We start from the raw sequence: 25481 nt of genomic DNA, 5'->3' as shown, positions 1-25481 counted from the left end.
TATATCAGTGAGATTAAACGCATCTGGCAGGGCAGCAAGTGCCGTTACGGTGTTCGTAAAGTCTGGCAGCAGATGAAGGCGGATGGTATTCATGTGGCTCGTTACACCGTAGAGCGTTTAATGAAGCAGTATGGTATGCAAGGCATCTGGCGCGGTAAGGGCAAGATCACCACCAACAGCCGTAACGACCAAAAGCGTGCTGATGACTTGGTTAATCGTAACTTTAATGCCCATCGTCCTAATCAGCTATGGGTCGCTGACTTTACTTATATCAAGACGACGAGCGGCTGGGTTTACACCGCCTTTATTATTGATGTGTTTGCTCGCGCTATCGTAGGTTGGAAAGTCTCTAATCGCATGAACACGGATATGGTGATGGTAGCTTTAAATCAAGCGATAACAGATAGGAATAATCCTAAGGATGTGATTCATCACAGTGATCGAGGGGTTCAGTATTTATCCATTCGCTACACGGATAAAATGAAGGACTCTGGCGTTATCGCCTCTGTGGGCACGACTGGTGACTCATACGACAATGCCTTGGCTGAGACGGTCAATAGGCTTTACAAGTCTGAGGTGATTGAGTATTTAAAAGAGAACTGGCATTGTGTTAACGACGTTGAACTGGCAACCCTTGAATGGGTGGATTGGTTTAATAAAATACGACTGCATAGCACGATTGGTTATGTGTCGCCCTTTGAGTTTGAAAAGCGGTATTATGATAGTTTAATCCTGTCAGGCATCGCGGCCTGACTCAAGTAAATCACTCTCCGATAAAGTCGGGGCGGTTCACCTCACACATTACAAGTGATCTTAATATAAGTTGAGTCTATCAAATAGACTTCTAATTCTTACTGGAATACAAAAATTTCTTCCAAAGTATAAATTATATATATACTTATTAAATGTTATGTTATAACATTGCAAGAAATTCCAGTGTTTGCTTATATCTATATAATTTTTAATTTTGGTGATCTGATGTATAAATCTTTTAATATCAATAAGTTAAAAGAGCCTTGTTACGCTCCTATATCTTCCTTCAATATCAATATTAAACAGGCAACGGTTATATTCTCAGTGACTACTGTTCTAGGCATGGCAAGCTTACCAGTCATGGCTGAAGAAACTAAGTCAGCAGACATTGAGCTTACTACCTCTACTGATAATGGTGTATCCGATATGGCGATACCTTCAACCACTTTAGATACTATTGTTGTCACCTCCAATCCTTTACTACCTCAGACAAATGAGATGGCAACAGCAACCAGTATTATTACTGGCGATACTCTAGATTCTCAAGTGAATAGCACCCTTGGTGATGCATTAGAAAATGAGATAGGTGTTTCTACTGACAGTTTTGGACAAGGCGCAAGTCGACCGATTATTCGAGGACAGAGCGCACCCCGTGTTCAAGTCATGCAAAATGGTCTGACTGTTCAGGATGCCTCACAGATTTCCCCAGACCATCAAATATCTGTACCCGTATTGGGTGCAAGACAAATTGAGGTTATTAAAGGCACATCAGCATTGATGTACGGTGGCGGTGCTATAGGCGGGGTGGTCAATATCGTCGATGACACCATTCCAAACCAATCGTCAAAGAAAAACCTGAACGGTAAAGTTTCTTTAATCGGTCAACAAGCCACCGATGGGTATCTTGGTTATGCGGAACTCAATGGGAGTATTTATGATAACTGGCTCTGGAGTGGGCGTTATCAAAAAACGGACAAAGGCGATATTCAAGTACCGCATTGGGACACGGATGAGATTAGTAACAGTTGGTATACCCAAGATAATGGCAGTATTGGATTGTCTTATGTGACCGATTTGGGGTATATCGGCGGCTCGTACCAACATCAGTCCTCAGAATACGGTCTGCCATTCCACGTCCATAGCGAGTGCTCGCCTGACAACAACAATCCTAATAAGCTCAGCTGCGCAGTTGGGCACAACCACAACCACGACCACGATCATGGCGAAGCACCGTATGTTGATTTAACTTCAAACGTCTATCAGCTCTATGCCGAGCGGCAAATACCTGTGATAGGGGTTGATAGCATCAATGCGAAGGTTAGTTATACAGATTATCGTCATGATGAGATAGATGAAGGCGTGGCTGGCACTACTTTCAAAAACAGTGCTATTAATGCCCGTACCCAAGCAACCCATGCGACTTATAAAACGGGCAATTTAGGTTTTATGAAAGGGGTGGTTGGATTAGATTATACCAATAGTAAGTTTTCAGCGGTGGGACTAGAAGGTTATCTTCCGAAAACGGATCGTACTCAAGTGGGCATGTTTTTTATTGAGCGACTCACACCGAATTATTTTGGTGCAAAAATAAAAAATGTAGATAAGTTTGCCGACAGTACGTTTTCGTCAGATGATAAACATGCGGGGCACAATCACAGTGGTAGTGCGGACTCTACTGATGAGAGTGCTAGCACTAATGCCATCGTAAGCAAACAAGGTAAAAGTCCTTGGTATATTGAATTTGGTGGTCGTCAAGATTTCCAAAACCTGACCGATACCGAAAACAACATCGACAAAGCACATACTGGTACTTCTGTCAGCTTAGAAGGGGGTAAATACCTTACGCCTAATACACAACTGTCTGTAAGAGTCAGTCACTCTGAAAGACTACCTTCCTCACAAGAGTTGTTCTCTAATGGCGCCCATCTCGCAACCAATACTTGGGAGCGCGGTAATGACCAGTTAAAAGAAGAGGCCACCAATGGTGTAGAACTTACATTACGCTTTGACAATGGCGATAGCTTTGAGACTAGTGTTTCTGCTTTTTATAATGACAGCAAAAATTATATCTATGCTAAAACACAAGATCTCGTTACAGAAGGAGAGTCCGCAGGTTTTAGATTGGTTGATTACGTTCAAAACGACGCGAAACATTATGGTGGTGAAATTCAATCTCGCTACCACCTTAATAATAGCATCAGTATCGGCAGCTTCGCTGATATCGCGTTGATAACGCTAGATAGTAATAATCTCACAAGTAAATATGCCCCAAGGTTAGTGGCACCTCGAATTGGTGGTGATATCACGACTCAATTTGGTCAGTTCGATTTGGTACTTTCCGGATATCATCGCTTTGAGCAAGACCACATTGCTGATTTTGAAACCAACACGCCCAGTTATAACATGATTGACGCGAAGCTTGTTTATCATAGCCCTAACACTTATGACTATACCGCTTTTCTAGAAGTTAATAACCTGCTAAACGAGTTAGCATATAACCATGCCTCTTATCTAGTTGAACATGTACCTAGGCCAGAGCGTTCATTAAATGCTGGGATAACCTATCGTTTTTAACTATCAGTTATTTAAGTATTGGCTTTTCCGACTTTTTAGCAGTAAATAGTGAAAATAATACCCATGAATGGAGTACCTTTATGATTCAAGTTCACCCGCTAAGTAAATCTATTGCGCTAGCTCTATCTACTTCGTTGACAGTCGTGGCGCTTAGTGGTTGTGGTGCAGATGATGACCGCAAAACACCAACAACGCAACCAGGACACGAACACGAACACGACGAAGAGTCAGATGTAAGCGCTGAGCTGAGTCAAGGGCGGATACTGATTACTGAAAAAGAGAGTAATAAAGCTTATGTATATAGTCTTGCTCAAAATAAAGTGATTCAAAATTTCGACTTAACAGGTCAAGCTGATGCCCTACAAACCAGTCCAAATGGTAATTACGTACTAGTGTTCGACCGTATCAATCAAGGGGTGAACTTCTATCATAGTGGGTTAGAAATTGAAAATCATGGTGATCATGATCATCCTTATGCTCGGGATGTCACTAAAATGCCATTGCAGTTGAATTACGCTCGTCCTGTACATTATCAAACATATGGTGAGCAAGCAGGATTGTTTTTTGATGGTTTGGGTGCGACAGGTAATCCAATAGAGAACCCCACACAGGCAGCTGGATTTGCACTAGTGACAGATACAGACATTGCAAATGGTAAACTTCTTTATCAAAAGTTAAATACCAACATGCATGGTACAGCAGAACCTCGCGGGAATTATATTATTAGCACGGGACGCTATGATACAGTGGGTAGTCCACTCGCTGATACAATTGGTGTCTTTGAGCAGCACAATGACCATTATCATTTAAACCAGACGTTCGATACCAAATGTCAGGGTCTTCATGGAAGTGGAAGTGTCACCGACTATAGTGTTTTCGCTTGTAGTGACGGCGTTTTGAGCGTGAAGCAAGCTGGTGAAGTGTTCAGTGCTGAGAAAATTACTTATCCTGTCAGCTTGACCAATAGCCAATGTAAAAATGAAGACGGTAGCAATAGCCCTACTCGAATTGGATCGTTTGCCACCAACTATCATCATAACTATTTAGTTGGCACTGCCTGTGGTCAACCGTACCGTATTGATCCTGTTAGCAAAAATATTGATCCTATTGTTTGGACGACCAATAATAATCGCCGAGTTGTCAGCTATGATTTTGATGCACATGGTGAACATTTAATGCTACTTGACGATGCAGGGACATTGCATCTGCTAGATGTGACACAGAACTATAAACAAGTAGCCGCATTGGATATTATTTCAAATGGGATCAAAAATTATAGTCATGGTGGGCCATCTTTGATCGTTAATCCAAATACCGAGATGGTTTATGTGCTGGACAGCGAGAATAAACAAATTGTCAAAATTAATCCTGATGCTAAAAAAATTGAGTCGAAGCTGAAATTGACCTTTGCACCATCGCAGCTGGCTTGGTTCGGGGTGAAAACTGAACACGAAGATGAGCATCATCACACATCCTAACCTATTCTTTATAAAAACTTAAATTTTTAGACTGAACCCCATGAGTTAATTGTAGCTCATGGGGTCAATCTTTTAGCAGAATAGACAGTTGCTAAGTAACAATTATATTAGCGTAAATGCTTCCTTTTTCATAATTGGTTGCTAATGAATAGATTAAGGCAAAGCTGAGATCTATCATAGTCATTCGAAGCTTAATCAATTGAGTTCAGACAGTATGCCGATGTTTTATACGGGTTAGACAGCTTTTGTGATAATAAAGCTACTATTGGCATAAAAAGACTTGAGATCCAAAGACAAGCCTCTAAACCAAATTCTTGATACACCCACCCTGATAACACTATTCCAATCAGCTAGCCTGCGCACTTAGCCAGACTTATGCCTTAAAAGGGAGTGTGTTCGCGCTCCCCTTCTTAAATTCAAAAATACTTATTTGGCTTCCATCCCCGCCAAGGTCATACCAAGGCGTATAATCGTCGCGACCACTAAAAGCGAGCCAACGCCAAGTGCCCAAAAAATCAGTAACCATTTAAATTGATGAAGACTTTTTTTCATCGTACTTTCCTTCAAACTTACTTACAGAAAAGGCTGGCTCGCTGTAAACACCAGTCTTTTTGCTATCTGCTTTCTAATGATAACCATCGGTATCTACGACTTTTCCACGGAACACTCTATAAGACCAAAAGGTATAAATCAAGATGACAGGCACAATAAATACAACGCCGACCAAGGTGAATTTAAGGCTAGACGTTGGTGCTGCGGCCTGATAAATCGTAATACTCGGTGGAATAATGTTGGGCCAAAGACTGACACATAACCCCAAATAACCCAGAAACAACATGCATAAAACACAAATGAAAGCGCGATCTTCTTGTTTAGAATGCGCTGCTCCCATAAGAAAAAACGCGAAAGTAGCAGTAAAAATCGGTAAAGGCGCCAAATATATAATGTTCGGAAAGTTAAACCATAAATCCCGTACACTTTCGTTAATCATTGGTGTGTAAATGCTGATAATAAACATACAAGCTGCGAGCAACAAAGTTAATGGTTTAATGAATGCACGCATTTTTTTCTGTAAACTATGCTCTGTTTTAATGATCAACCAAGTTACGCCGAGCAATCCATAAGCAAACAGCAAACTAAAACCAGTAAACAGGCTAAATGGACTCAACCAATCCAATCCACCACCAGCGAACTCGCCATTTTCTACTTTAAAACCAAGGATCACAGCGCCCATTGCCACACCTTGAGCAAAGGTGGCCATTAAGGAACCAACAAAGAATAGCTTGTCCCAAATTGGACGATGAGACTCCTTAGCTTTAAAGCGAAACTCAAAGGCGACGCCACGCAAAATCAAACCAAATAACATCAGTAAAATCGGTCCATACAAGGCTGACAAAATTACCGAATACGCCATAGGAAACGCAGCCAATAAGCCAGCGCCACCCAAGACAAGCCAAGTTTCGTTACCATCCCAAACAGGGGCAACCGAGTTCACCATAATATCTCGCTCATGTTCGTCTTTAATAAAAGGAAACAGCAAGCCAATCCCTAAATCAAATCCATCTAAGAACACGTACATCATCAAACCAAATCCGATGACAAAGGCCCAAATAGTCGGTAAATCAAAATGCATTACACTGTCTCCTAAATTTCTACGTCATCAGCGGCAGATAGCAGACGGGCTGGGCGTTTATTCAAACTCTCATCGTTTTCAAGTGAATAATCATCTGCTGGACCTTTGGTAATCAGTGCTAACATGTAACTCACGCCTAAACCAAAAACACAGATATACACCACCACAAAAATTAGCAACGACAAACTCATGGCAGTGAGGCTATTGGGTGAGGCAGCATCCACAGTGCGTTGCAAACCATAAACCACCCAAGGCTGACGACCTGTTTCTGTGACGACCCAGCCTGTAAGCATAGCGATTAGACCGGATGGCCCCATGGCAACACAGAAGCGCAGAAACCATTTTTTATCGTAGATTTTGCCCTTTTTACGCAGAATAAATGCGGTAACGGCCAGCACAATCATCAAAATACCAAGAGCCACCATGATGCGAAAGCTAAAGAAGATCACTGGCACATAAGGACGATCTTCCGGTGCGACAGAAGTGAGCGGTGGAATATCTCCATCCAAAGAGTGAGTCAAAATCAAACTGGCAAGATTCGGAATCTCAATCGCAAAATCGTTTCTTTCCTTTTCCATATTCGGCCAACCAAACAAGACTAGCGGAACGCCTTCACCTTTTTCAGTTTGATGCCAATGCCCTTCCATTGAGGCCACTTTAATTGGCTGATGCTCTAGAGTGTTTAGGCCATGTTGATCTCCAACCATAACTTGCAAAGGTGCCGAAATAAGCAGCATCCACATTGCCATGGACAACATTTTTTTCGCTACTTGTGTATGAGAGCCTTTCAACAAATGCCACGCGCCAGAAGCACCGACCAACAAAGCGGTTGCTAGGAAGGCAGCCAAGCCCATGTGAACTAAACGATAAGGAAAAGAAGGGTTAAAAATGATCTCAAACCAATCGACAGGTACAACACGACCGTCAACAATGTCGTAACCTTGAGGGGTTTGCATCCAACTGTTAGATGCCAAAATCCAAGTCATCGAGATTAAGGTTCCAATAGCGACCAAAATAGTAGAGGCAAAATGTAGCTTTTCACCGACTTTTTTCCAGCCAAATAACATAACTCCCAAAAAGCCAGCTTCAAGGAAGAAAGCAGTCATCACTTCATAACTCAGTAATGGACCAGTAATGGCTCCTGCGAAATTAGAAAACTGGCTCCAATTGGTACCAAATTGGTACGCCATCACAATGCCAGAAACAACGCCCATGGCAAAATTGACAGCAAATATTTTCATCCAAAATCGGCATAAGGTCATGTAAATCGGCTTTCTTGTACACAGCCAAAAGCCTTCTAATACAGCCAGATAGCTGGCAAGACCAATTGTAATAGCGGGAAAAATAATATGGAACGAGACGGTGAACGCGAATTGTATTCGCGCCAAATCAATAGCATTTAAATCAATCATTGTGCCCTGCCTACCCTCTATACTGTCAGAAAGTAAAAAATAATTACTTTGTTGAGTGTAAGACTTTAAAAAATATAGAACAGGCACAATAAATTAATTTAGAATAGGTACAGATTCATTAATAAAGGCTCAGCCATGAGTCAGTTTAAATACCTAGAGCTGGAACACTTATTACGCAAAGAAATAAAAGCCAATCATTTTTTGCCAAGTGGAAAACTTCCTTCTGTCCGAGAAATGTGCCAGAACTTGGGCTTTTCTAAAGCCACGGTGCTACATGCCTTGCATCGACTTGAAGCAGAGGGATTGATCTTTTCTAAACCAAGATCAGGTTACTTTGTCAAAGCAGAGACACAAAATGACCGGCTCTCGCCAAAGCGCATTAACCCACCCGCCGCTCCCAGAGACGTAACCGTACCAGCCATCTTAAAAGACATCATGACACGCAGTGCCGCCTTTGATATTTTGCCAACGGCTGGTGCTACCAATGATGCGAATCACCTCATCACTTTAAACCGGCACTTAAGTAAAGCATTGCGTTCCAGACCCACTCAAAAAGCTCTCTACTACAACGACTCAAGCGGCGATATGCGCTTAAAAGACGCCATTGTGAGTCACTACCGCCACCGTAGTTTGAACCAAGATCCATCACAGGTTTGCATTACCGGTGGTTGCCAACACGCTTTATTCATTTCCCTCATGGCAACGTGCTCACCCGGTGATACTGTAGCAGTAGAATCTCCAGCATTTTATGGCGTACTGCAAATCATGGAACAACTCAAACTGAAAATTATCGAGGTCGCTGCTGATCCTGAAGAAGGTTTGAGCGTTGAAGATTTGGTCGAAAAAATAACAGATTGGCCGATTAAAGCCTGTATTGTGTCGCCAAATTACGCCACTCCCACTGGGGCATTTATGCCTGAAAAAGCACGCCGAGCATTAATCAATCTAGCGGTTGAAAAAAATTTTTGTATCATAGAGGACGATATTTATGGGGATTTGGCTTTTCCGCCTTTTACAGCGGAACCATTGAAGAAATTCGATCCTAAGGGACAAGTTATTCTGTGCAGCTCTTTCTCGAAAAGTTTATCGCGAGATTTAAGGATTGGTTGGGTGTTTGGTGGTAAGTGGCACGACAAGATTACTCAATTGAAACTGATTACCCAGCTCTCCTCTAGCGAATCCACTCAGCAGGGGCTGGCAACATTTTTAGAAGAAGGTCATTACCGACGTTACCTTGCTCAACAGGTCAATACGCTAAAGCAACAACAAAGGGAGCTGATGACTTTATTAGATACTCATTGGAGTGACAAAATTCGCTATACCCACGCCCAAGGCGGCATTTCTATGTGGGTAGAGTTAGATGAAACCATCAACGTACAGCGCAGTTATAATAAAGTATTAGAGCAAGGCGTGATCATGACACCCGGCTCACTTTTCTCGGCATCGGGTCAATATAAAAATTTTTTACGTTTAAGTTATATCCACCCGTTAACCGAACAAAGACAAGCCGCTGTTAAAAAGCTGTTTGACGTACTACTTGGATAGGCTTTTTTAACATTAATCCTAGCGACGAACCCGTTTATCGATTGGGTTCGGTTGCGATACGCTACTATTATAAGTGACGAACAAGCCTTTGATGCCTTTCGCCGGATCATATAGTAAAACTGTCGAAACCAACTTGGTGTATTAGACTCAATTGATCTCTTAGTACATCACCAAAGACACGTAAATTCCCTTGAAAATTTAACCCCTTACGCAGTAAATATGCCGTCGAGTAGCCCTGCCCATTTTTAAGATCAGCGAAGAAAACACAGGCAAACGATAGCTTATCGATCTCACCTTTCAATTCCATTGGGTCATCAACGTCAATCCAAATGTCCGCCGAGGTATTATCACCTCGTTCGACACACACTAACCAAGCCTTCATCGGTAAAATTTGATGGAACTCGAGTGAGTCAAAATCCTCTTCTAAAATGACCTAATCATAGACTTGACTGATCGTCATATCATTAGACTGAATACAGATAATCTTCTTCATACTAAGCTCTTGTAATCCCTCCTAATGCAGTATAAGCCGCCACTCGATAAATGCTGCCTTCATTCTATTTGATCAGAGATATGAGAAACCTCATCTGTCTTCACTTTAATTCACCATGGCTTGTCTAAGAAATTTTTCTAATTCATCCATTTGTAATAATCCCAAGTCTGTACCTTTACTGGTGCGGACTCTAACGCTAGATTCCTCCAACTCTTTTCCTCCAATAAGTAAAAGAAACGGTATTTTTTGCAAGGTATGCTTGCGAATTTTATAACCAAGTTTATCCTTACCAAAGTCACACTCTACTCGCAATGATAAACTCTGTAGTCGCTTCAAGACTTGCTGGGCATAAATCTGTTGGTTTTCAGAAATAGTTATTATCATAACTTGGACAGGCGCAAGCCAAAAAGGTAGGTGACCTGCGTAGTGTTCAATCAAAATGCCGATAAACCGTTCAAGTGAACCGAATATAGCGCGGTGTAGCATGACCGGTTTCTGTTTCTGATTATCTTCGTTAATGTAGCTGAGATCAAAGCGCTCTGGTAAGTTTAAATCTACTTGAATGGTGCCACATTGCCACTCTCTACCGATCGCATCTTTCAGCGTGAATTCAATTTTAGGTCCATAAAACGCACCTTCTCCTTCACTGACCTCATAAGCGATATCAATGTCTTGCAAAGATTGAATGAGCGTCTGTTCTAAAAAATCCCATGTTTGCTCAGACCCTATTCTATTTTTTGGACGAGTAGATACTTTGATAGAAATATTGTCAAACCCAAAATGCTGGTAGATTTTATAAATCAAGCGGATGGTACTGACACACTCTGATAGGAGCTGGTCTTTGGTACAAAATATGTGCGCATCGTCCTGAGTAAAATGTCGAACTCGCATTAAGCCGTGCAGTGATCCTGAAGGCTCATAACGGTGAACTTTACCAAATTCCGCCATTTTAAGTGGTAACTCTCTATAGCTTTTTAAATCATAACCATAGAGACAAACAGCACCAGGACAGCTCATTGGTTTTAACGCGTAGGTTTTTTCATCAGGTGTCTCTACCGCAAACATTTGCTGTTTATAGTTTTGCCAATGTCCTGAAATCTCCCACAGCTCTCTATCCATAACGTCTGGTGTATTGACCTCAATATACCCTGCATCTTCCTGCTGATGGCGTAAATATCCCGTCAGTAATTGAAATATTTTCCAACCTTTTGCATGCCAAAAAACAGCTCCTGGTGCTCGTTCGTCAAAATGTAACAGGTCCAGTTGCTGTGATAATTTTCTGTGATCTCTTTTTGCTGCTTCAAATAATCTGTCAGTTGTTTTCGAGCAGCCCAGCAGGCGACATATATTCGTTGCAGCATAGGCTGACTCGCATCACCTTGCCAATAGGCACCTGATACATGAGTGATTTTGAAGTTTGGCAAAAATGAGGTGTTAGCAACCAAAGGGAATAGATAGATATCATTCACACTATCATCAAGTGGTTGAAATAAGGTCGTTATTGACTCGCTTTGTTCTCTATACTGTTTTAAATGTTCTGATTTAAGTGGGTTTTCTGAGCTGAAGTGAGCAATAGCATCAGTTAGAGAGACGTCACGACCTACTATGGGCTGCTTCTTTTGAACAATATTTTGCATGCCGTTTGATATGTCATTGAGGTGATCTTCGTTAAAATTAGGCGTCTCTGCAAAATCATAATAAAAACCAGTATTTGTGGTTTGATACTGTATGGGCTTGGCACCTGGGTATAAGTGTAAAACTGATTTCACAAGAAGATAAGCAAATGAATCACGTTGAAGCATTGAAGCCTCGTCATCTTGGGACGTGATAAGCTGGATGTAGCAGTCTTCAGTTATGAGATGTTGCAAATCAACATATCGGCTACCAACTTTTGCTAAAAACACTTTTTTATAAGCATGCGGTTTATAGGTTTCTAATAAAGTAGCGATCGATATAGGGTTTTCAATTGAAAGTTGCTGAGCATTTTGGTGACTAATTATTTGGATATTCATAAGTAATCTGTCAATTAATAATTATGGTGGTTAACGGTCGATTTCAAGAGATTGACCACGGCAGTTTGGGAACAGCTGGTTTTGATGCCATGCAAGCTGCCCTGAGATGATGGTGGTATCTACAGAATATCGAAAAGCTTTATGTGCAAAAGGCGTCCAGTTACATTGCATATAGTTTTTAGTATCACTGGCCATGACTTTTTCTTTATTTTCTTTGAGTAATACCAAATCAGCCCAATATCCTTCACGTATATAGCCTCGATCTTTAATGCGAAACAAGTCTGCCACTTGATGTGATGTTTTGCGTACCATAGTTTCGATACTCATCTGTTTGTCCGCAACTAACTCCATCAACGCAGGCAAGGCATGTTGCACAAGGGGCAATCCAGCTGGGGCATTGAAGTAACTTTGCTGCTTTTCCTGCCAAGTATGCGGTGCGTGGTCAGTACCAATAATATCCAAACGATTGGACTCTGAGATCGCTTGAATCAACGCCTGACGGTCTTGTGCTGTTTTGATGGCTGGATTACATTTGATGAGATGTCCTAGCATTTCATAATCAGTATCATCAAAACTTAAATGATGCACACAAACCTCAGCGGTAATATATTTTTTATCGAGTGGTAGGTTTTTAAACAGACAAATCTCTTTAGCTGTGGTGATATGCAATACGTGTAGCTGCGTACCGTATTTTTCAGCCAGCGCAACCGCCATACTTGAGCTTTCAAAGCAGGCTTGTTTATCACGAATACGTGCATGCATGACGGCAGGAATGTCGGCACCGTATTTTTCTTTATACTGTTGCTCGCGCGTTTTGATACGGGGCGTTGATTCACAATGCGTCAACAAAATAGTAGGCACATTAGAAAATAGGCGTTCTAGGGTTTGTGGATCGTCGACCAGCATATTGCCTGTAGACGCTCCCATAAAAACTTTAACGCCACTAACGAGCTTAGGGTCTAGGTTTTCGACGATATCAATATTATCGGTACTGACACCGAAGTGAAAGGCGTAATTTGCCATGCTATGTGTTGCGGCATTTAACTTCTTTTGCTGTAATGCTTGCAAATCTAGTGTCGCAGGCTGCGTATTGGGCATATCCATGTAGCTTGTGATACCACCAATCGCCGCCGCCATCGACTCTGATTTTACAGTGCCTTTTTGCAGTGCCCCTGGATCTCTAAAATGTACTTGGTCATCAATCATACCTGGAATGAGCCAGCCACCTTCTGCATTAATATTTTCTGCATGAGAAACACCGGTAATACTGGGCTGTATTTTCTCGATACGGCCATTTTCTATCAGTACATCAGCTATTTCTTGAATGTCTTCATTCACAATGACAGCATTACGGATGATAATTTTTGGAAAGTTGCTAAAATTCATTTTGTAAGGCCTTGTATCCTTGCACCAGCTCGATATTGGCATTTACCACACTTTCTGAAAACTCACTAAGCGATACATCCATAGGTGGAAAGTCACTTAAGTTAGTGGTGGAGTTAATATGACTGATAGCAGGAACGTAAAAGTTATCAGGTAAGTCTTGTCCATCCACAACGGCATTGTGTCTCACTGCACTTCTATTACCGACTCTGCAATTAAACAAAACACTATTGAAGCCTATAAAAACATGATGTCCAATCTCACAAGGCCCATGAATGATAGAGCGATGAGCAATGGAAGAGTTTTCTCCAATGGTGACAGCGGCCCCAGCTTTGGAGTGAATGACCACTCCATCTTGAATGTTTGAATTAGCACCGATAATGATAGGCTCCATCTGACCGAGTGCATCCAATTCATCAGCGCGGATAACGACATAAGGCCCAATGAAAACATTGGCGTGAATAATAACTTTACCGCAAATAATAGCGGTTTGATCGACATAAGCCGTTTGATCAATGATAGGAAGGTCGCCGGATGGGTTTTTACGAATCATAAGAGAGCTTATTGGTATTGGATAAAGGACTTCTGAAGATTGTTACTTGTGTCAATTCTAAGCCTAGATAAAAACAACTGGGTCGAAAGGTGTGACAGGCGGGGCCATGTTGCTGAACTGAAAATAAAACAGCATCTCCATCACAATCTAATTTGGCATCGATAAGCTGCTGGTGATGACCAGAGCTTTCTCCTTTGCGCCATAAGGTTTGTCTTGAACGCGACCAGTAGCAAACTCTTTTAGTAGTTAAGGTTTCTATGAGCGCTTCGGCATTGACCCAAGCCAACATTAATACTTCTTTAGTTTGGGCATCTTGTGCAATCGCTGCTATCAAACCTTGATCATTCCAAGGAATCTGCTTCATCACCTTATCAAAGCAATACTCTTGACCTTTTTTGCCATGTTCCATTGCTAAGAAAATAGACGTGCTTGCGTTCACCATTGCCATGCGCCTTCTGCGACAGCGTCATGTGCATGCAGGCTTTCTGCATGAATGACTTTGAATTTAAATCCTAAAATATTGGCATAGTCCAAGAATGTATGACGTAACCGCCGTACGGCATCTTCACAGAACATCAAATTTTGTCCGTTTGCCAGTGCAAAAGCTTGTTCATCTACCCGTTTTACCGCTGTTTGCACAGGTGTAGCAAGGGCGTGTTCTGCTTGGTCAATGATTGCGATGAGTGGCAGTTCAGCTAAATCAGCGAATAGCTTAAACTGCAATTGGGCAACGCTACGCTGGCTATGCGGCGTTGCAACAATAGCCTCGGTAGTCCCCAACCAATCGATAACTTCTTCTGAATTGGTCAGATCAAATTTTTTCTCTGACAATGCTTTTTGAAACTGCTTCTGAATCAAACTACGTGATAAGGCAGCCGAACAGGGACAGGTAGATGAATACGGGATCTCAACTTGAACCTCAAAGAAAAATTGCTGATCAATGAGCTGGCAGACCAACTCAAAAGGGTAGCTCTTCCAGCCAGTTAGTGGACTGATCAATGCTGGACGTTCGACATATAGCTGACTTTTTATATGTAATTTTGCATTGTTGGATAAGCCTTCGTGACTTTTGAGAAAATCTTGCAATGTGTCTTTGAGATGCGAAAAATTGAGTGTTTTTAATTTGACTAATTCTAGTAGTCGAATATATAGCCTAGACATATGAATCCCTTTAATAGTAGGGTCATCTAAGCTCACAAAAGCATTGACTTGACTTGGGCAAAGCGTATTTTCTATATAAATAGGTAAGGCAATATTCTCCATGCCAACCCATTCTAAACAAGAAGAATGTGGTACTACATTTGCGTTTTCAGAGATATCAGGAAGATTGTTAATCATTAATATTTAAAACTCAGTTGAATTATAAAATGTTATGTTATAACATTACTAAATATTTGGCAAGTATAGTGGTGCTTGCTGTTTCACCTATATGGATTTCCGTATAGGCAGTGAAATGCTAAATACACTAGAAGCAATACAAATTTTAGAAACTAAAAAAAGATTTTTTACGTTCTGGCAGGAAAAAGGAGCGGCGTTAAACATGGAATTTAAGATTCATATTTTTGGACAAATTCATATCGATAGTGCTAGTTATCGAACGTTAGGCACTGACTACCTTAGTAAGTCTTTCCCTTGTTTGTCTGGCCCCGTTTAGTTGAAAAACCCAACCAACCGATATGCTTTTTATTTTTCATTATTTTACGTACCCATATTTTTTATAACCCTTATATAAATTGATAGAGAAGAGACAGCCAATGAGTAATTCTTTAGCCATCGAAAAAAAGCTGCCTGTGACTGTGTTGTCCGGGTTTTTGGGCGCAGGCAAAACCACGCTACTCAATCATATTTTGAATAATCGTGAAGGTAGACGCATTGCCGTTATCGTAAATGATATGTCTGAGGTAAATATTGACGCAGCATTGGTCAGAGAAGGTGGTGCTGAGTTGTCCAGAACCGATGAAAAAATGGTAGAAATGAGTAATGGCTGCATTTGCTGCACGTTACGAGAAGATTTATTGATAGAAGTGCGGCGTCTGGCAGAAAACAATCGTTTTGATCAACTGGTTATCGAATCAACTGGTATTTCTGAACCATTGCCTGTTGCGGAAACCTTTACTTTCGAAGATGACGATGGTTTTTCTCTCAGTGAATTTGCCCGTCTAGACACCATGGTGACCGTCGTTGATGCCTTTAATTTTTTAAAGGACTATAGCTCTTATGACAGTATACAGTCTCGAGGCGAATCATTGGGTGAGGAGGACCAACGCACTGTGGTCGACTTATTGATTGATCAGATCGAATTTTGTGACGTCATCGTGTTGAATAAAATTGATTTGATTTCAGATGCAGAAAAAGAAAGATTACTGGCAATTATTCACTCGTTAAATCCACGGGCTAACATTGAAATTTCTCAATTTGGTCAAGTAAATTTGGATAAATTGTTGAACACAAATTTATTCGATTTTGATGAAGCCTCTGAAGCACCAGGCTGGCTAAAAGAGCTTAGGGGGGAACATACGCCTGAAACTGAAGAGTATGGCATCAGTAGTTTTGTTTATCGTGCTAGACGACCCTTTCATCCGCAGCGGTTTTACGATTTTATTAATACAGAATGGAAAGGTGTGATTCGATCTAAAGGTTTTTTTTGGCTAGCATCTCATCTTAAACTGGCAGGTTCTTGGTCACAAGCGGGTGCGATGGCTAGACATGGTCTGGCTGGATATTGGTGGGCTAGCGTTCCTGAAGAGGAATGGCCACAAGATCAGCAAAACCGTGACATCATAGAAAGTAATTGGTACGCGAGTACAGGCGATGCGCGTCAGGAGATTGTGCTAATAGGTATGGAGATGGATGAGTCAAATCTTATTGATAAGTTCAATAATTGTTTGCTTAATGATGAAGAAATGGCAGAAGGTCCTGAAAATTGGAAATTGATGGATAATCCATTTCTAGAGTGGACTGACTTAATAGCTTAATTTTTTAAGTCTTCGTAGTATTGAGACATGTTCAATCAAGTCATGAATAAATTGTTGGCATCGTTGAAAATGTCTTTGAAGTTGGTTCCTAATTTTTTGGATGCTAATAAACAATGGGTTAAACAGGGTTTGAACTAGTTATCTAGGACAGCCACAAACAAGACATAAGCTTATCGGCTTATGTCTTTTACACATTTAATAATCAATAAATTATGGTAATAGACCTCTTGCATCAGTCGTTGCTATACGTTTAAGTTCCGTTGTTGGGAGTCAATAAAACGGTATTTTTGCAAGAGATTTAGTCATTATCGGTTTTTAATTGTTTTAATTGAGGATTGAATTTTAATTATGGGAAATTTTTATTTATCAAAAAGCGCCGTAAAACCACGTCACTTCTAGGGCGTAGATATCAGGCGTCAGCTAGTGTCGCTCAGTCTTAACACAGCCTTGTCAACCAAACTCATTGAGGCCATAATCACTCTATGAAAACCCTCAAGTGTCGCATCAAAGACAAACACGCAAACCAGCTAAATAAATTGGCTAGTGCGGTTAATTTTGTGTGGAACTATGTGAATGACTTGAGTTTTAAGCATCTTCAACGCACTGGTCATTTCTTTTCAGCTTATGATATTGCTACTTATGTAAAAGGCAGTGGTGAGTTCTTGAATTTGCACAGTCAAACCCTGCAAGCAATCACCGAGACCCATGCCAAATCTCGCAAACAATTCAAGAAAGCCAAACTAAGCTGGCGTACCAATAACCCAAAAGCCAAGCGCAAAAGTTTGGGCTGGATTCCATTTAAAAATACCGCGATAAAATATTTAGGCGTCAAAAAGGCAGGAAAGAAAAGCCTCAAATCCACCATTCAATTTAGCCTTGCTAAAGGCAAAAAGCTGACCATCGATGTTTGGGATAGCTACAATTTAGCACTCTACACCATTAATACCTGTGAGCTTGTGCAAGACAGTCGAGGTTTTTGGTATGCGTGCGTCACCGTTAAAGAATACCCAAAAACTGCGTGCGGTACAGGCGAAACTGGTATTGATTTGGGCTGCAAGGACTCAGCAACGACAAGTAATGGCGAGGTCTTAGCCACCAAATTGACCCATAAATACGCGCCAAAACTAGGGATTGCTCAAAGAGCTAAAAACAAAAAAAGAGTTAAGGCGATTCATGCCAAGATTAAAAATACACGCCAAGACTTGATCCATAAATTCACCACCAACCTTGCCAAGACTAATAAAATAATCATCATTGGCAAACTTCAATCAAAATCATTTACCTCAACCAAGCTAGCCAAGTCCGTCTATGATGCTGGTTGGTTTGAAGTTAAGCGGCAACTGACCTATAAATGCAAGCATGCAGGTTGCTACTATGATGAGGTAAATGAAAGTTACACCACCCAAACTTGTTCGTGTTGTGGCTCACGCCAAAACAGTCCGAAAGGTAGAGCAGGTCTTGGAATCAGAGAATGGCTTTGCGAGTGCGGTGTCACTCACGACCGCGATATTAATGCGGCAAAGAATATTCTTGCGCTCGGGATTGAGCGTCTAGCAGTAGGAATCCCCTCACTTTAGGGAGGGGAGGAGGTCAAAACCAAAGTGTTACTGCGCAATACAGCGTCATAATCACATTCACTGAATAAATGAGACACATGACTCTCGGCATATGCACCAATTTTTGCAACCAATGTCTACCTGCTTCCTAGAAGCGAATTGATACGAAGTTGACGATAGCGCATAGTACTATCAGCGAGTAATTATCCGACAAAGGCTTACCCGCATGAAATATTGCCAAACTCGGTGCGGCTACCGTTATCGTCCATGCCTTAGGGTTTAGCCATTAAAACAGGACAGATTGCCAAAAACTAAAAGGCAGTTCACCAAAGCGTTGTTTAACAACAGTACCACCAGATTATTCGTGTTTTAACGCTTCCTAGACTACCGCTGTAAAGCCACTCTTAGCCATATGATAGGTTAACTAGAGTAAACAAACCGTCCCTAGAGCTTTTATCGTTAGCATAAGAGCATGGTAGGCAGTCAAATTTTTGCGCCCTTAATAGGTTTAAAAGGTCTATTAATTATTGCCTAAGGAAGCGGATGGGTTTAGAATTAGACGCGTAAATTTACATTAATCGAACTTCGGGGCGGGGCGAAATTCCCCACCGGCGGTATTTTTCTTGGATGACATCATCCAATTAAACAGCCCGCGAGCGCCTTATTCCTCGTGAACAAGGGTCAGCAGATTTGGTGAGATGCCAGAGCCGACGGTTACAGTCCGGATGATAGAAGGATCGACCAAGATTTTGATGCGCCTAGTAATAGGGGCTTCATCTGTGCTTTTTTAAGCGCAGAGATTGGTACTATTTGTCCTCATCACCCCTGTGCATCTTATTGATTGGAGGAAATCAAGATGGCAGGAACATTCTTTATCATGATCGCGTGCTTTACGTGGGCATTGGATACCTTAATCCGGTATCCGTTGTTAGGCGCTGGTTATTCAACCTTGCAAATCGTTCTTATCGAACACCTTACACTGGTATTATTCGTCAGTCCTATGTTATGGCGTTATCGCCATGTTTATCGTCATATGTCTATCAGCGGATTTTTAAACTTGTTTTTTATCGGCGGCATTGGCTCGGCCATAGGCACCTTAGCGTTTACCGAAGCTTTCCATTACTTGAATCCTACTGTAGTGATCTTGCTGCAAAAACTTCAGCCTATCGTTGCCATTTTGTTGGCCTATTGGTTACTGAAAGAGCATATTGAAGGGCGATTTTTGCAATGGGCGGCAGTGATTTTACTGGGCAGCTTTGTGATGATGTGGCCAGATTTACGTGCGTTGAGTAATGCTCAATGGCACTATTCGAGTGATACGATAAGTCTGCTCAAAGGCTACGGTTACACGCTGATCGCGGTAGTTGCATGGGGCGCTGCCACTGTGTGTGGTAAGTATTTGTCCCATCAAAACATACCAGCAAATGCCATTATGTCGGGTCGATTTGTTGCTGGGCTGTTAGTACTTCTGCTCATGGCCTTGGTGCAGTCGAATGGGTTATCTCTGATGACACCGGTGGATCTGAGCTTTGTCGTTGTCATGGCCTTGCTAAGTGGCTTTATTGGCATGTGGTTTTACTACCAAGGCTTGAAAACCATTCCCGCGCAACTAGCTACCTTGGCCGAATTGTCTTTCCCTGTCTTCGCAGCCGTGATCAACTGGGTCTTCCTCGACATGGGGCTGACGGGCTACCACATCATTGGTGGCCTGATGCTGATACTTGGTAACATCGGCCTGCGCATGAAACAACTGAAAAGGAATAACCTAAGCCCTGTGCTGCAGTAAAAACCGTGATATACGAGCCATGTACAGCACAAAAAACTAGGTTGACTGAATTTTTTGTGCTGTTGAGCTATGCTGAAGAAACCGTAGAGATAAACTTGGTAAACTAACGACTCAATGAGGAGTTTATCATGACCAAGAAAATCAGAAACTATAGTACAGAATTCAAAGCTGAAGCCGTTAAGAAGATAGTAGATAATAATGGCAATGTTTCAGCGACGGCAAAGCAGCTAGGCATAGCCATGCAAACCTTATCTAACTGGCACAAGAAAGCGAATGAAGGCAAGCTGATCTGTACTAAAGAATATGATCCTGAGCTTATGGCTATACTAGTTGACGGAGTACGTCTTTATCAAGGACAACCAAAAAATATTTAGCATCATCTGTATGGGTCACGTATTAGATGTCAAGCCATGACAACTGGATAAATCGTGGTATCAGTAATCAGCAGATTCATCGCAATCAGTGTGAGTTGCTAGTTCGCGTGGCTCATGATGAAACTAAATAGTGCTATGGCTGTGAGCGATTGCATGCTCATCTTGCAGAGCAAGGCCATTATATCAGTCAGTACATGGTCAGACGAATCAAAGAAGAATACGGAATCAAATGTCGTCGCCATAAACGTTTTAAAATCACTACTAACTCCAATCATAACAAGCTTATCTATCCAAACCTGCTCGATCAAAAATTTGATACCAGTCGTTCTAACGAGTCGTGGGTTAGTGTACGCGAGTAATAAAGCATCATACTAGAATCTTAAATAATTGATTTATATGTCTTTTATTTATCCCGAGCTTAAAAAGAATGCTCTCAGTATGAATCTTTATTTATTCTAAAGTTTTCTTATATATTAAAACCAACAACTTAGAAGGGACTTGGGGTGATACTTTATTACTCGCTAAAATCTGGCTGGACAGTAAATGCCGTTATGGTGTGCGTAAGGTTTGGTAACAGATGAAAGCGAACGGTTTAGAGGTTGCTCGATGTACTGTTGAGCGATTAATTGGGTAGATTGGTTCAATAAAACACGACTGCATAGCACGATTGGTTATGTGTCATCTTTTGAATTTGAAAAGCGGTATTATAATAATCTTAATCTGTTAGGTGAAGCTGCCTGACTCAAGTAAATCAACCTCCGATATAGTCGGGGCGCTTCATTATATTAAGACAACGAGCGACTGGGTATATACCGCTTTTATTATTGATGTGTTTGCTTGCGCTATTGTGGGCTGGAAAGTCTCTAATCGTATGAACACCGATATGGTGATGGCAGCGTTAAATCAAGCGATAGCAGATAGAGATAAGCCTAAAGATGTGATTCATCATAGCGATAGAGGGGTTCAATATTTATCCATTCGTTATACTGATAAAATGGCTAATTCTGGTGTTATTGCCTAGGTCGGCACAACAGGCGATTCTTATGACAACGCATTGGCTGAAACGGTCAATGGGCTTTATAAGTCTGAGGTGATTCATTATTTAAAGCAGAACTGGACTGGTGTGAACGATGTTGAACTGGCAACCCTTGAATGGGTAGACTGGTTCAACAAAACACGACTACATAGCACGATTGGTTATGTGTCACCTTTTGAATTTGAAAAGCGGTATTATAATAATCTTAATCTGTTAGGTGAAACTGCCTAACTCAAGTTAATCAGCCTCCGATAAAGTCGGGGCGGTTCAGTTTCATGACCTGCTCAGATTTGAAGGGTTAATTCTGGTTTTCTAACTATAAAAAGATGAGCGCGTTTAGAACAAATACTCTAGTAAGAAAGCATTGCGGAAACTACTGTTGAATATGCCGTACAGAAATACACAGGTTGAGAACAGCCACATAATTGACAGGTAGAGTTTGTTTTGATCTGAAGTCCAGCCCCAAGAGCCAAATCTCTTTGTAATATCAGAAAGGATAAGCCATCTGAAGAGTAAGCAAAGAAAAATATAAAGCACAATCCATTTAAGCATTCTACTGTCACCAGAGTTAATATTAAAATATAGAGTGAGTTAATTAAGTACGTTTACACCGTCACAAATAAACACTACTTCCCAAAGCCTTACTTGTCTTCAGAGGTCTTATCTTCTACTGCTTCTACATTTTCGTCTAATTCATGATTAACGTTTCCCAGCTTATCAAGTTTTTCATAGAATATTTCCTTTTCATTCCCTTGGTTACTAAAGATCGTGAGAAAGCTGGAAATTTTATCGGCCGCATGGCTATTGAGAATATCACCGTCACTGCTACTAAATGACTTGGTCTCTTTCACGCTTACGATATCTAAAAATATCCAAACTGCGGAAACCATTACCGCTAGTATAACCAGCCATTTCAACACAATTTTTTTCATCAACGCCTCATACGCTTATTGCTGATTCATCTATTATCTCAAAATTTTTTAGCATATGTTTACTAAAAAAGTTTACCTCCCTGTATATAATCAAAGCATTTTTCAAATATCAAAAGTATAAAATACCATGAATAACAACAATTCAATCAAGATTATGACGAACAAGTATATCATCAGTAGTCTTGCCCTTAGTGGCTTATTGTTGGCCATTACTGGCTGTAATAATAGCCTTGTAAACACCAAAGCTGCCCGAACAGTGACCAATATACCTTCCTTGCCAGACAAGACTAAAAAGCAATCGGACTCTAAAGCTGATAGTAAAGATCACCCTAATACTGCAGACGACTCTGCCTCAACACCTGAGGGTATAACCGCCGTTGTCAATGCCAACAACCAATTCGCAGTGGCCATGTATCAACAGCTAAATGGTCAATCAAAGCAAGTGGATGCTAACGTATTCTTCTCACCTTATAGTCTAACCAGTGCCGTAGCCATGCTGTATGCCGCAGCGGAGGGCGACACCAAAGCGCAAATTCAAAAAACCTTCTACTATCCGTCTTTACCCATCCTGAATCCAAACAGTGCCGCCCTCTATAATCAATTTAACAAACCCAGCCCAAACTATAAATTGAACACCATTAATGACTTATGGCTGCAACAGGGTCGTACTCCCAACCAAGCCTATGTCGATACGGTAAAACGCTACTATGGTGGACAGATCAACACGCTTGATTTTAAAAACAACACCGCAGCCGCTCGTCAAATGATTAATGACAAGACAGCCAAACATACCAATCAGATGATTCCTGAACTGCTCTCAAAAGAGAGTGTTCAGCCAACTACCTCAGCAATATTGACCAATGCGGTTTATTTTAAAGCGGATTGGAGCAGTCGTTTCACGGTCAGTGGTGATATGCCTTTTCATTATTTCGATGGCACAACCAGTGATGTAGATATAATGTTCCAGAATACTGAATTTAGGTATAGCGAAGATGAGCAAGTACAAGTCGTTGAGCTGCCTTATAAAGGTAATGAATTATCGATGCTAGTGGTTTTACCAAAGTCTAAAGAGCCGTCAGCCATGCAGATGCTTATCAAGAATTTGTCGACGACACAAATTAGTGATTGGACCAAACGTCTAAAGCAGCACGATATCAAACTCAATCTACCAAAGTTTAAGATAGATGCGGGCTACCCGATTAAGGCAGTGCTGACGGATATGGGTATGCCAAGCGCATTTGGGAATCAAGCTAAATTTAACGTATTTACAGATAGCACGCCCATCGCCATTGACGATATTCATCATTAAGCAGTGATCGACGTTAATGAAATAGGAACAGAGGCGGCAGCATCGACAGGCGCTGTTTCAGTAGACATATCTGGTTCTATGTATCCACCAGTCACGTTTAAAGCCGATCACCCGTTTATGTTTATGATTAAAGACAATAAAACGGATGCGATATTGTTTTTAGGTCAGGTGAATAAGCCTTAAGAGAGCGAATAATGAAACCAAAATTTAAATGGTATATGGTGCCGATATTTTTGATATCCGTTACAGCCTGCGATCCTGTTGTTGAAAAGACAAATAGTAATAATAATGCCCAAACTATTAAAGTGGTAGATGAGAGTGCTGCTAACAAACCTACTGAAGACGAAGCACCCACGCGCAAGCAGCAATGTGACTGCCTTTGATGTTGATTCGGATATGGGTGATGCCGCTGCGGCTCATGGGGTATTGAATATAAAGAATGGCTGTTTATATATGGATGACCTCTTACTCGTTGTAAGTAGCCCACATATTACCTGGACTCAAGACCCTTTTACGATATCCGATATCAATGAATTTATTTTTGAAATTGGTGATACTGCTTTAGTAGGTGGCTCACAAGCTGACTATAAAAATATGGCTTCATTTGATAGTGATTGGAAAAACCCACCTTTAGCGACTTGTAAAGCTGAAAAAATTTGGTTAATGAATGGTATTAACATACCTCGAGCAGACCTACTATGACAAAGCATAAAATGTATAAAGCACTAGCTACTCTACTTATTACTAGTAGCTTGCTTAGTGGTTGCACATCGACATAAGACAGCAGTATTGATATTGTCTCTAAAATTCCTAAGGAGGATAAAACGATAGAAGTTATTGCTGTTTCTACCGTTACTCAGGACACTAAAGAGACCCAAATTATCCCTATGAGTAAAGCTCAAGCATTAGCCATAGATGCAAAGCATTATGCACGAGCATATGAGGTTAGCCATGTTGAAGCAATGCGCCGTATGCTTGTCATGAATGATGCCCAAGAGGAGATTGATGCTATCAAAAAAGAATTTTCTGATAGGTTGGACGATGCTGGATTCACTAATGAGCCAGAGTTTGCGCTCATCGTAAGCCTATTTGGTGATTGTGCGCCACCTGATCGCACCATATACCGTAATGCTGACAAATTAGAGAACAAACCTATTATATTGTCAGCAGCGGATAAAGAAATGAGGGCAGAAGGCTTTGCTATCACTCAAATGGATATCGATAATGCTGTATCTCTCATTGAAAGCCCAACCGCTATTAAAGTTAAATTTATCGATAATTCTAAATCCAAATCGCTCACTCAAGAGCAAATAGATAACTATGAAGCGCGATCTGAAGAATTACGTAAACGTATTCCGATGCTAGTAGGTATGGGTTACAAGGAAGATGAAGGATTATTTGTCATAGACGTTCATTAAGCTGATTCAAAAAAAGCAGGGTTCACACCAGAACAACTTAAAAAAATCGGTGAAGAAGTCATGAAATCACCAGTACGTATAAAATTTTACGATGGCTATGCTACTGAGGATATAGGCTATGCAGAATAAAAAGGTAATGCTGTTGTCATTTTTAGGGTATGCCTAACAATACTATCTACTAATGTATTTAAGATCATCACGATAGGCATGTAAATGATAAATTATAGTGTTACCTTGATTAATGAACGGGACAAGCAGC

The 25481-nt window shown here is 41.1% G+C and carries 21 protein-coding genes, 3 pseudogenes and 1 riboswitch; of the genes and pseudogenes, 13 read left to right on the top strand and 11 right to left on the bottom strand.

Features of this window, described 5'->3' with window-relative positions; all coding sequences use genetic code 11:
* The 3 genes from AC2FA3_RS10820 to AC2FA3_RS10810 all read left to right on the top strand — a co-directional run.
* On the top strand, positions 1-753 hold a 753-nt coding region (locus AC2FA3_RS10820), incomplete at its 5' end, for an IS3 family transposase (RefSeq protein WP_490509564.1).
* Between the two features lie 225 nt (positions 754-978).
* Complete coding sequence (locus AC2FA3_RS10815; protein ID WP_490509563.1) at positions 979-3327, top strand: TonB-dependent receptor; 2349 nt, start codon at positions 979-981, stop codon at positions 3325-3327.
* Between the two features lie 80 nt (positions 3328-3407).
* Entirely contained in the window at positions 3408-4805 is a 1398-nt protein-coding gene (locus AC2FA3_RS10810) for a hypothetical protein (RefSeq protein ID WP_490509562.1), read from the top strand.
* 426 nt (positions 4806-5231) lie between these two features.
* Here the strand turns inward: AC2FA3_RS10810 and AC2FA3_RS10805 are convergent, their stop codons facing one another.
* The 3 genes from AC2FA3_RS10805 to AC2FA3_RS10795 all read right to left on the bottom strand — a co-directional run bounded on the left by AC2FA3_RS10805 (position 5232) and on the right by AC2FA3_RS10795 (position 7850).
* Positions 5232-5357: a DUF2474 family protein gene (locus AC2FA3_RS10805; protein WP_193032333.1), complete on the bottom strand. Its 126-nt coding sequence runs from the start codon at positions 5355-5357 to the stop codon at positions 5232-5234.
* A 73-nt stretch (positions 5358-5430) separates the two neighbouring features.
* Positions 5431-6438: a cytochrome d ubiquinol oxidase subunit II gene (gene cydB / locus AC2FA3_RS10800; protein ID WP_193032332.1), complete on the bottom strand. Its 1008-nt coding sequence runs from the start codon at positions 6436-6438 to the stop codon at positions 5431-5433.
* 11 nt (positions 6439-6449) lie between these two features.
* Entirely contained in the window at positions 6450-7850 is a 1401-nt protein-coding gene (locus AC2FA3_RS10795) for a cytochrome ubiquinol oxidase subunit I (protein WP_490509561.1), read from the bottom strand.
* 135 nt (positions 7851-7985) lie between these two features.
* Here AC2FA3_RS10795 and AC2FA3_RS10790 point away from each other — a divergent pair, with 135 nt between their 5' ends.
* Positions 7986-9395: an aminotransferase-like domain-containing protein gene (locus AC2FA3_RS10790; protein WP_193032330.1), complete on the top strand. Its 1410-nt coding sequence runs from the start codon at positions 7986-7988 to the stop codon at positions 9393-9395.
* 106 nt (positions 9396-9501) lie between these two features.
* Here the strand turns inward: AC2FA3_RS10790 and AC2FA3_RS10785 are convergent, their stop codons facing one another.
* The 7 genes from AC2FA3_RS10785 to folE2 form a co-directional block, all read right to left on the bottom strand.
* Positions 9502-9762 (bottom strand): DUF934 domain-containing protein, encoded by a 261-nt coding sequence (locus AC2FA3_RS10785; protein WP_193007200.1) that lies wholly within the window; start codon positions 9760-9762, stop codon positions 9502-9504.
* 231 nt (positions 9763-9993) lie between these two features.
* Complete coding sequence (thrS, locus tag AC2FA3_RS10780; protein WP_490509566.1) at positions 9994-11145, bottom strand: threonine--tRNA ligase; 1152 nt, start codon at positions 11143-11145, stop codon at positions 9994-9996.
* Positions 11070-11900 carry a hypothetical protein gene (locus AC2FA3_RS10775; protein WP_490509560.1) on the bottom strand — a complete coding sequence of 277 codons (831 nt, stop codon included), beginning with the start codon at positions 11898-11900 and terminating at the stop codon, positions 11070-11072. The genes thrS and AC2FA3_RS10775 overlap by 76 nt, the downstream gene beginning before the upstream one ends.
* Positions 11901-11930: 30 nt before the next feature.
* Positions 11931-13286, bottom strand: a complete 1356-nt coding sequence (locus AC2FA3_RS10770; protein ID WP_490509559.1) for a dihydroorotase — start codon at positions 13284-13286, stop codon at positions 11931-11933.
* A complete protein-coding gene (locus AC2FA3_RS10765) occupies positions 13276-13836 on the bottom strand; it encodes a gamma carbonic anhydrase family protein (RefSeq protein WP_193032326.1) in 561 nt (186 codons plus the stop codon). The genes AC2FA3_RS10770 and AC2FA3_RS10765 overlap by 11 nt, the downstream gene beginning before the upstream one ends.
* Positions 13826-14278, bottom strand: coding sequence for a phosphoribosyl-AMP cyclohydrolase (gene hisI, locus AC2FA3_RS10760; protein ID WP_490509558.1), 453 nt, complete (start codon positions 14276-14278; stop codon positions 13826-13828). The genes AC2FA3_RS10765 and hisI overlap by 11 nt, the downstream gene beginning before the upstream one ends.
* Positions 14272-15174: a GTP cyclohydrolase FolE2 gene (gene folE2 / locus AC2FA3_RS10755; protein ID WP_443562973.1), complete on the bottom strand. Its 903-nt coding sequence runs from the start codon at positions 15172-15174 to the stop codon at positions 14272-14274. The genes hisI and folE2 overlap by 7 nt, the downstream gene beginning before the upstream one ends.
* A gap of 416 nt (positions 15175-15590) precedes the next feature.
* On the opposite strand from folE2, the gene zigA reads away from it, so the two are divergent.
* The 5 genes and pseudogenes from zigA to AC2FA3_RS10730 form a co-directional block, all read left to right on the top strand.
* The gene (zigA, locus tag AC2FA3_RS10750) at positions 15591-16811 is read left to right on the top strand and encodes a zinc metallochaperone GTPase ZigA (RefSeq protein WP_490509557.1); all 1221 of its coding nucleotides are present in this window, start codon (positions 15591-15593) and stop codon (positions 16809-16811) included.
* Positions 16812-17293: 482 nt separating this feature from the next.
* A complete protein-coding gene (locus tag AC2FA3_RS10745) occupies positions 17294-18388 on the top strand; it encodes an RNA-guided endonuclease InsQ/TnpB family protein (RefSeq protein WP_490509556.1) in 1095 nt (364 codons plus the stop codon).
* A gap of 556 nt (positions 18389-18944) precedes the next feature.
* A riboswitch (FMN riboswitch) is annotated at positions 18945-19109 on the top strand.
* A gap of 114 nt (positions 19110-19223) precedes the next feature.
* Positions 19224-20153: a DMT family transporter gene (locus tag AC2FA3_RS10740; RefSeq protein WP_193032322.1), complete on the top strand. Its 930-nt coding sequence runs from the start codon at positions 19224-19226 to the stop codon at positions 20151-20153.
* Between the two features lie 128 nt (positions 20154-20281).
* Positions 20282-20874, top strand: a pseudogene (locus tag AC2FA3_RS10735) (transposase); the annotation flags it as partial.
* Between the two features lie 170 nt (positions 20875-21044).
* Positions 21045-21794: pseudogene (locus AC2FA3_RS10730) on the top strand (IS3 family transposase); the annotation flags it as partial.
* A 410-nt stretch (positions 21795-22204) separates the two neighbouring features.
* Here the strand turns inward: AC2FA3_RS10730 and AC2FA3_RS10725 are convergent.
* Positions 22205-22495, bottom strand: a complete 291-nt coding sequence (locus tag AC2FA3_RS10725) for a hypothetical protein (RefSeq protein WP_201508701.1) — start codon at positions 22493-22495, stop codon at positions 22205-22207.
* Positions 22496-22622: 127 nt separating this feature from the next.
* Here AC2FA3_RS10725 and AC2FA3_RS10720 point away from each other — a divergent pair.
* From AC2FA3_RS10720 to AC2FA3_RS10705, 4 genes and pseudogenes are all read left to right on the top strand, one after another.
* Positions 22623-23987 (top strand): annotated as a pseudogene (locus AC2FA3_RS10720) (serpin family protein).
* A gap of 11 nt (positions 23988-23998) precedes the next feature.
* Complete coding sequence (locus AC2FA3_RS10715; RefSeq protein ID WP_490509555.1) at positions 23999-24187, top strand: hypothetical protein; 189 nt, start codon at positions 23999-24001, stop codon at positions 24185-24187.
* Positions 24174-24506: a hypothetical protein gene (locus tag AC2FA3_RS10710; RefSeq protein ID WP_490509554.1), complete on the top strand. Its 333-nt coding sequence runs from the start codon at positions 24174-24176 to the stop codon at positions 24504-24506. The genes AC2FA3_RS10715 and AC2FA3_RS10710 overlap by 14 nt, the downstream gene beginning before the upstream one ends.
* A gap of 185 nt (positions 24507-24691) precedes the next feature.
* Positions 24692-25222 (top strand): hypothetical protein, encoded by a 531-nt coding sequence (locus AC2FA3_RS10705; RefSeq protein WP_490509553.1) that lies wholly within the window; start codon positions 24692-24694, stop codon positions 25220-25222.
* Positions 25223-25481 lie beyond the last annotated feature (259 nt).

The sequence above is a fragment of the Janibacter sp. CoH_79_TC_3 genome (assembly GCF_058197955.1).
Note: the sequence above shows the minus strand (reverse complement) of the source record. Positions and strands in the feature narration are given on the sequence as shown.

Coding starts and splice junctions, on each gene's coding strand:
- AC2FA3_RS10815 (WP_490509563.1), top strand. CDS start 979: ATGTATAAATCTTTTAATATCAATAAGTTAAAAGAGCCTTGTTACGCT.
- AC2FA3_RS10810 (WP_490509562.1), top strand. CDS start 3,408: ATGATTCAAGTTCACCCGCTAAGTAAATCTATTGCGCTAGCTCTATCT.
- AC2FA3_RS10805 (WP_193032333.1), bottom strand. CDS start 5,357: ATGAAAAAAAGTCTTCATCAATTTAAATGGTTACTGATTTTTTGGGCA.
- cydB (WP_193032332.1), bottom strand. CDS start 6,438: ATGCATTTTGATTTACCGACTATTTGGGCCTTTGTCATCGGATTTGGT.
- AC2FA3_RS10795 (WP_490509561.1), bottom strand. CDS start 7,850: ATGATTGATTTAAATGCTATTGATTTGGCGCGAATACAATTCGCGTTC.
- AC2FA3_RS10790 (WP_193032330.1), top strand. CDS start 7,986: ATGAGTCAGTTTAAATACCTAGAGCTGGAACACTTATTACGCAAAGAA.
- AC2FA3_RS10775 (WP_490509560.1), bottom strand. CDS start 11,900: ATGAATATCCAAATAATTAGTCACCAAAATGCTCAGCAACTTTCAATT.
- AC2FA3_RS10770 (WP_490509559.1), bottom strand. CDS start 13,286: ATGAATTTTAGCAACTTTCCAAAAATTATCATCCGTAATGCTGTCATT.
- AC2FA3_RS10765 (WP_193032326.1), bottom strand. CDS start 13,836: ATGATTCGTAAAAACCCATCCGGCGACCTTCCTATCATTGATCAAACG.
- hisI (WP_490509558.1), bottom strand. CDS start 14,278: ATGGTGAACGCAAGCACGTCTATTTTCTTAGCAATGGAACATGGCAAA.
- folE2 (WP_443562973.1), bottom strand. CDS start 15,174: ATGATTAACAATCTTCCTGATATCTCTGAAAACGCAAATGTAGTACCA.
- zigA (WP_490509557.1), top strand. CDS start 15,591: ATGAGTAATTCTTTAGCCATCGAAAAAAAGCTGCCTGTGACTGTGTTG.
- AC2FA3_RS10745 (WP_490509556.1), top strand. CDS start 17,294: ATGAAAACCCTCAAGTGTCGCATCAAAGACAAACACGCAAACCAGCTA.
- AC2FA3_RS10740 (WP_193032322.1), top strand. CDS start 19,224: ATGGCAGGAACATTCTTTATCATGATCGCGTGCTTTACGTGGGCATTG.
- AC2FA3_RS10725 (WP_201508701.1), bottom strand. CDS start 22,495: ATGAAAAAAATTGTGTTGAAATGGCTGGTTATACTAGCGGTAATGGTT.
- AC2FA3_RS10715 (WP_490509555.1), top strand. CDS start 23,999: ATGAAACCAAAATTTAAATGGTATATGGTGCCGATATTTTTGATATCC.
- AC2FA3_RS10705 (WP_490509553.1), top strand. CDS start 24,692: ATGAGTAAAGCTCAAGCATTAGCCATAGATGCAAAGCATTATGCACGA.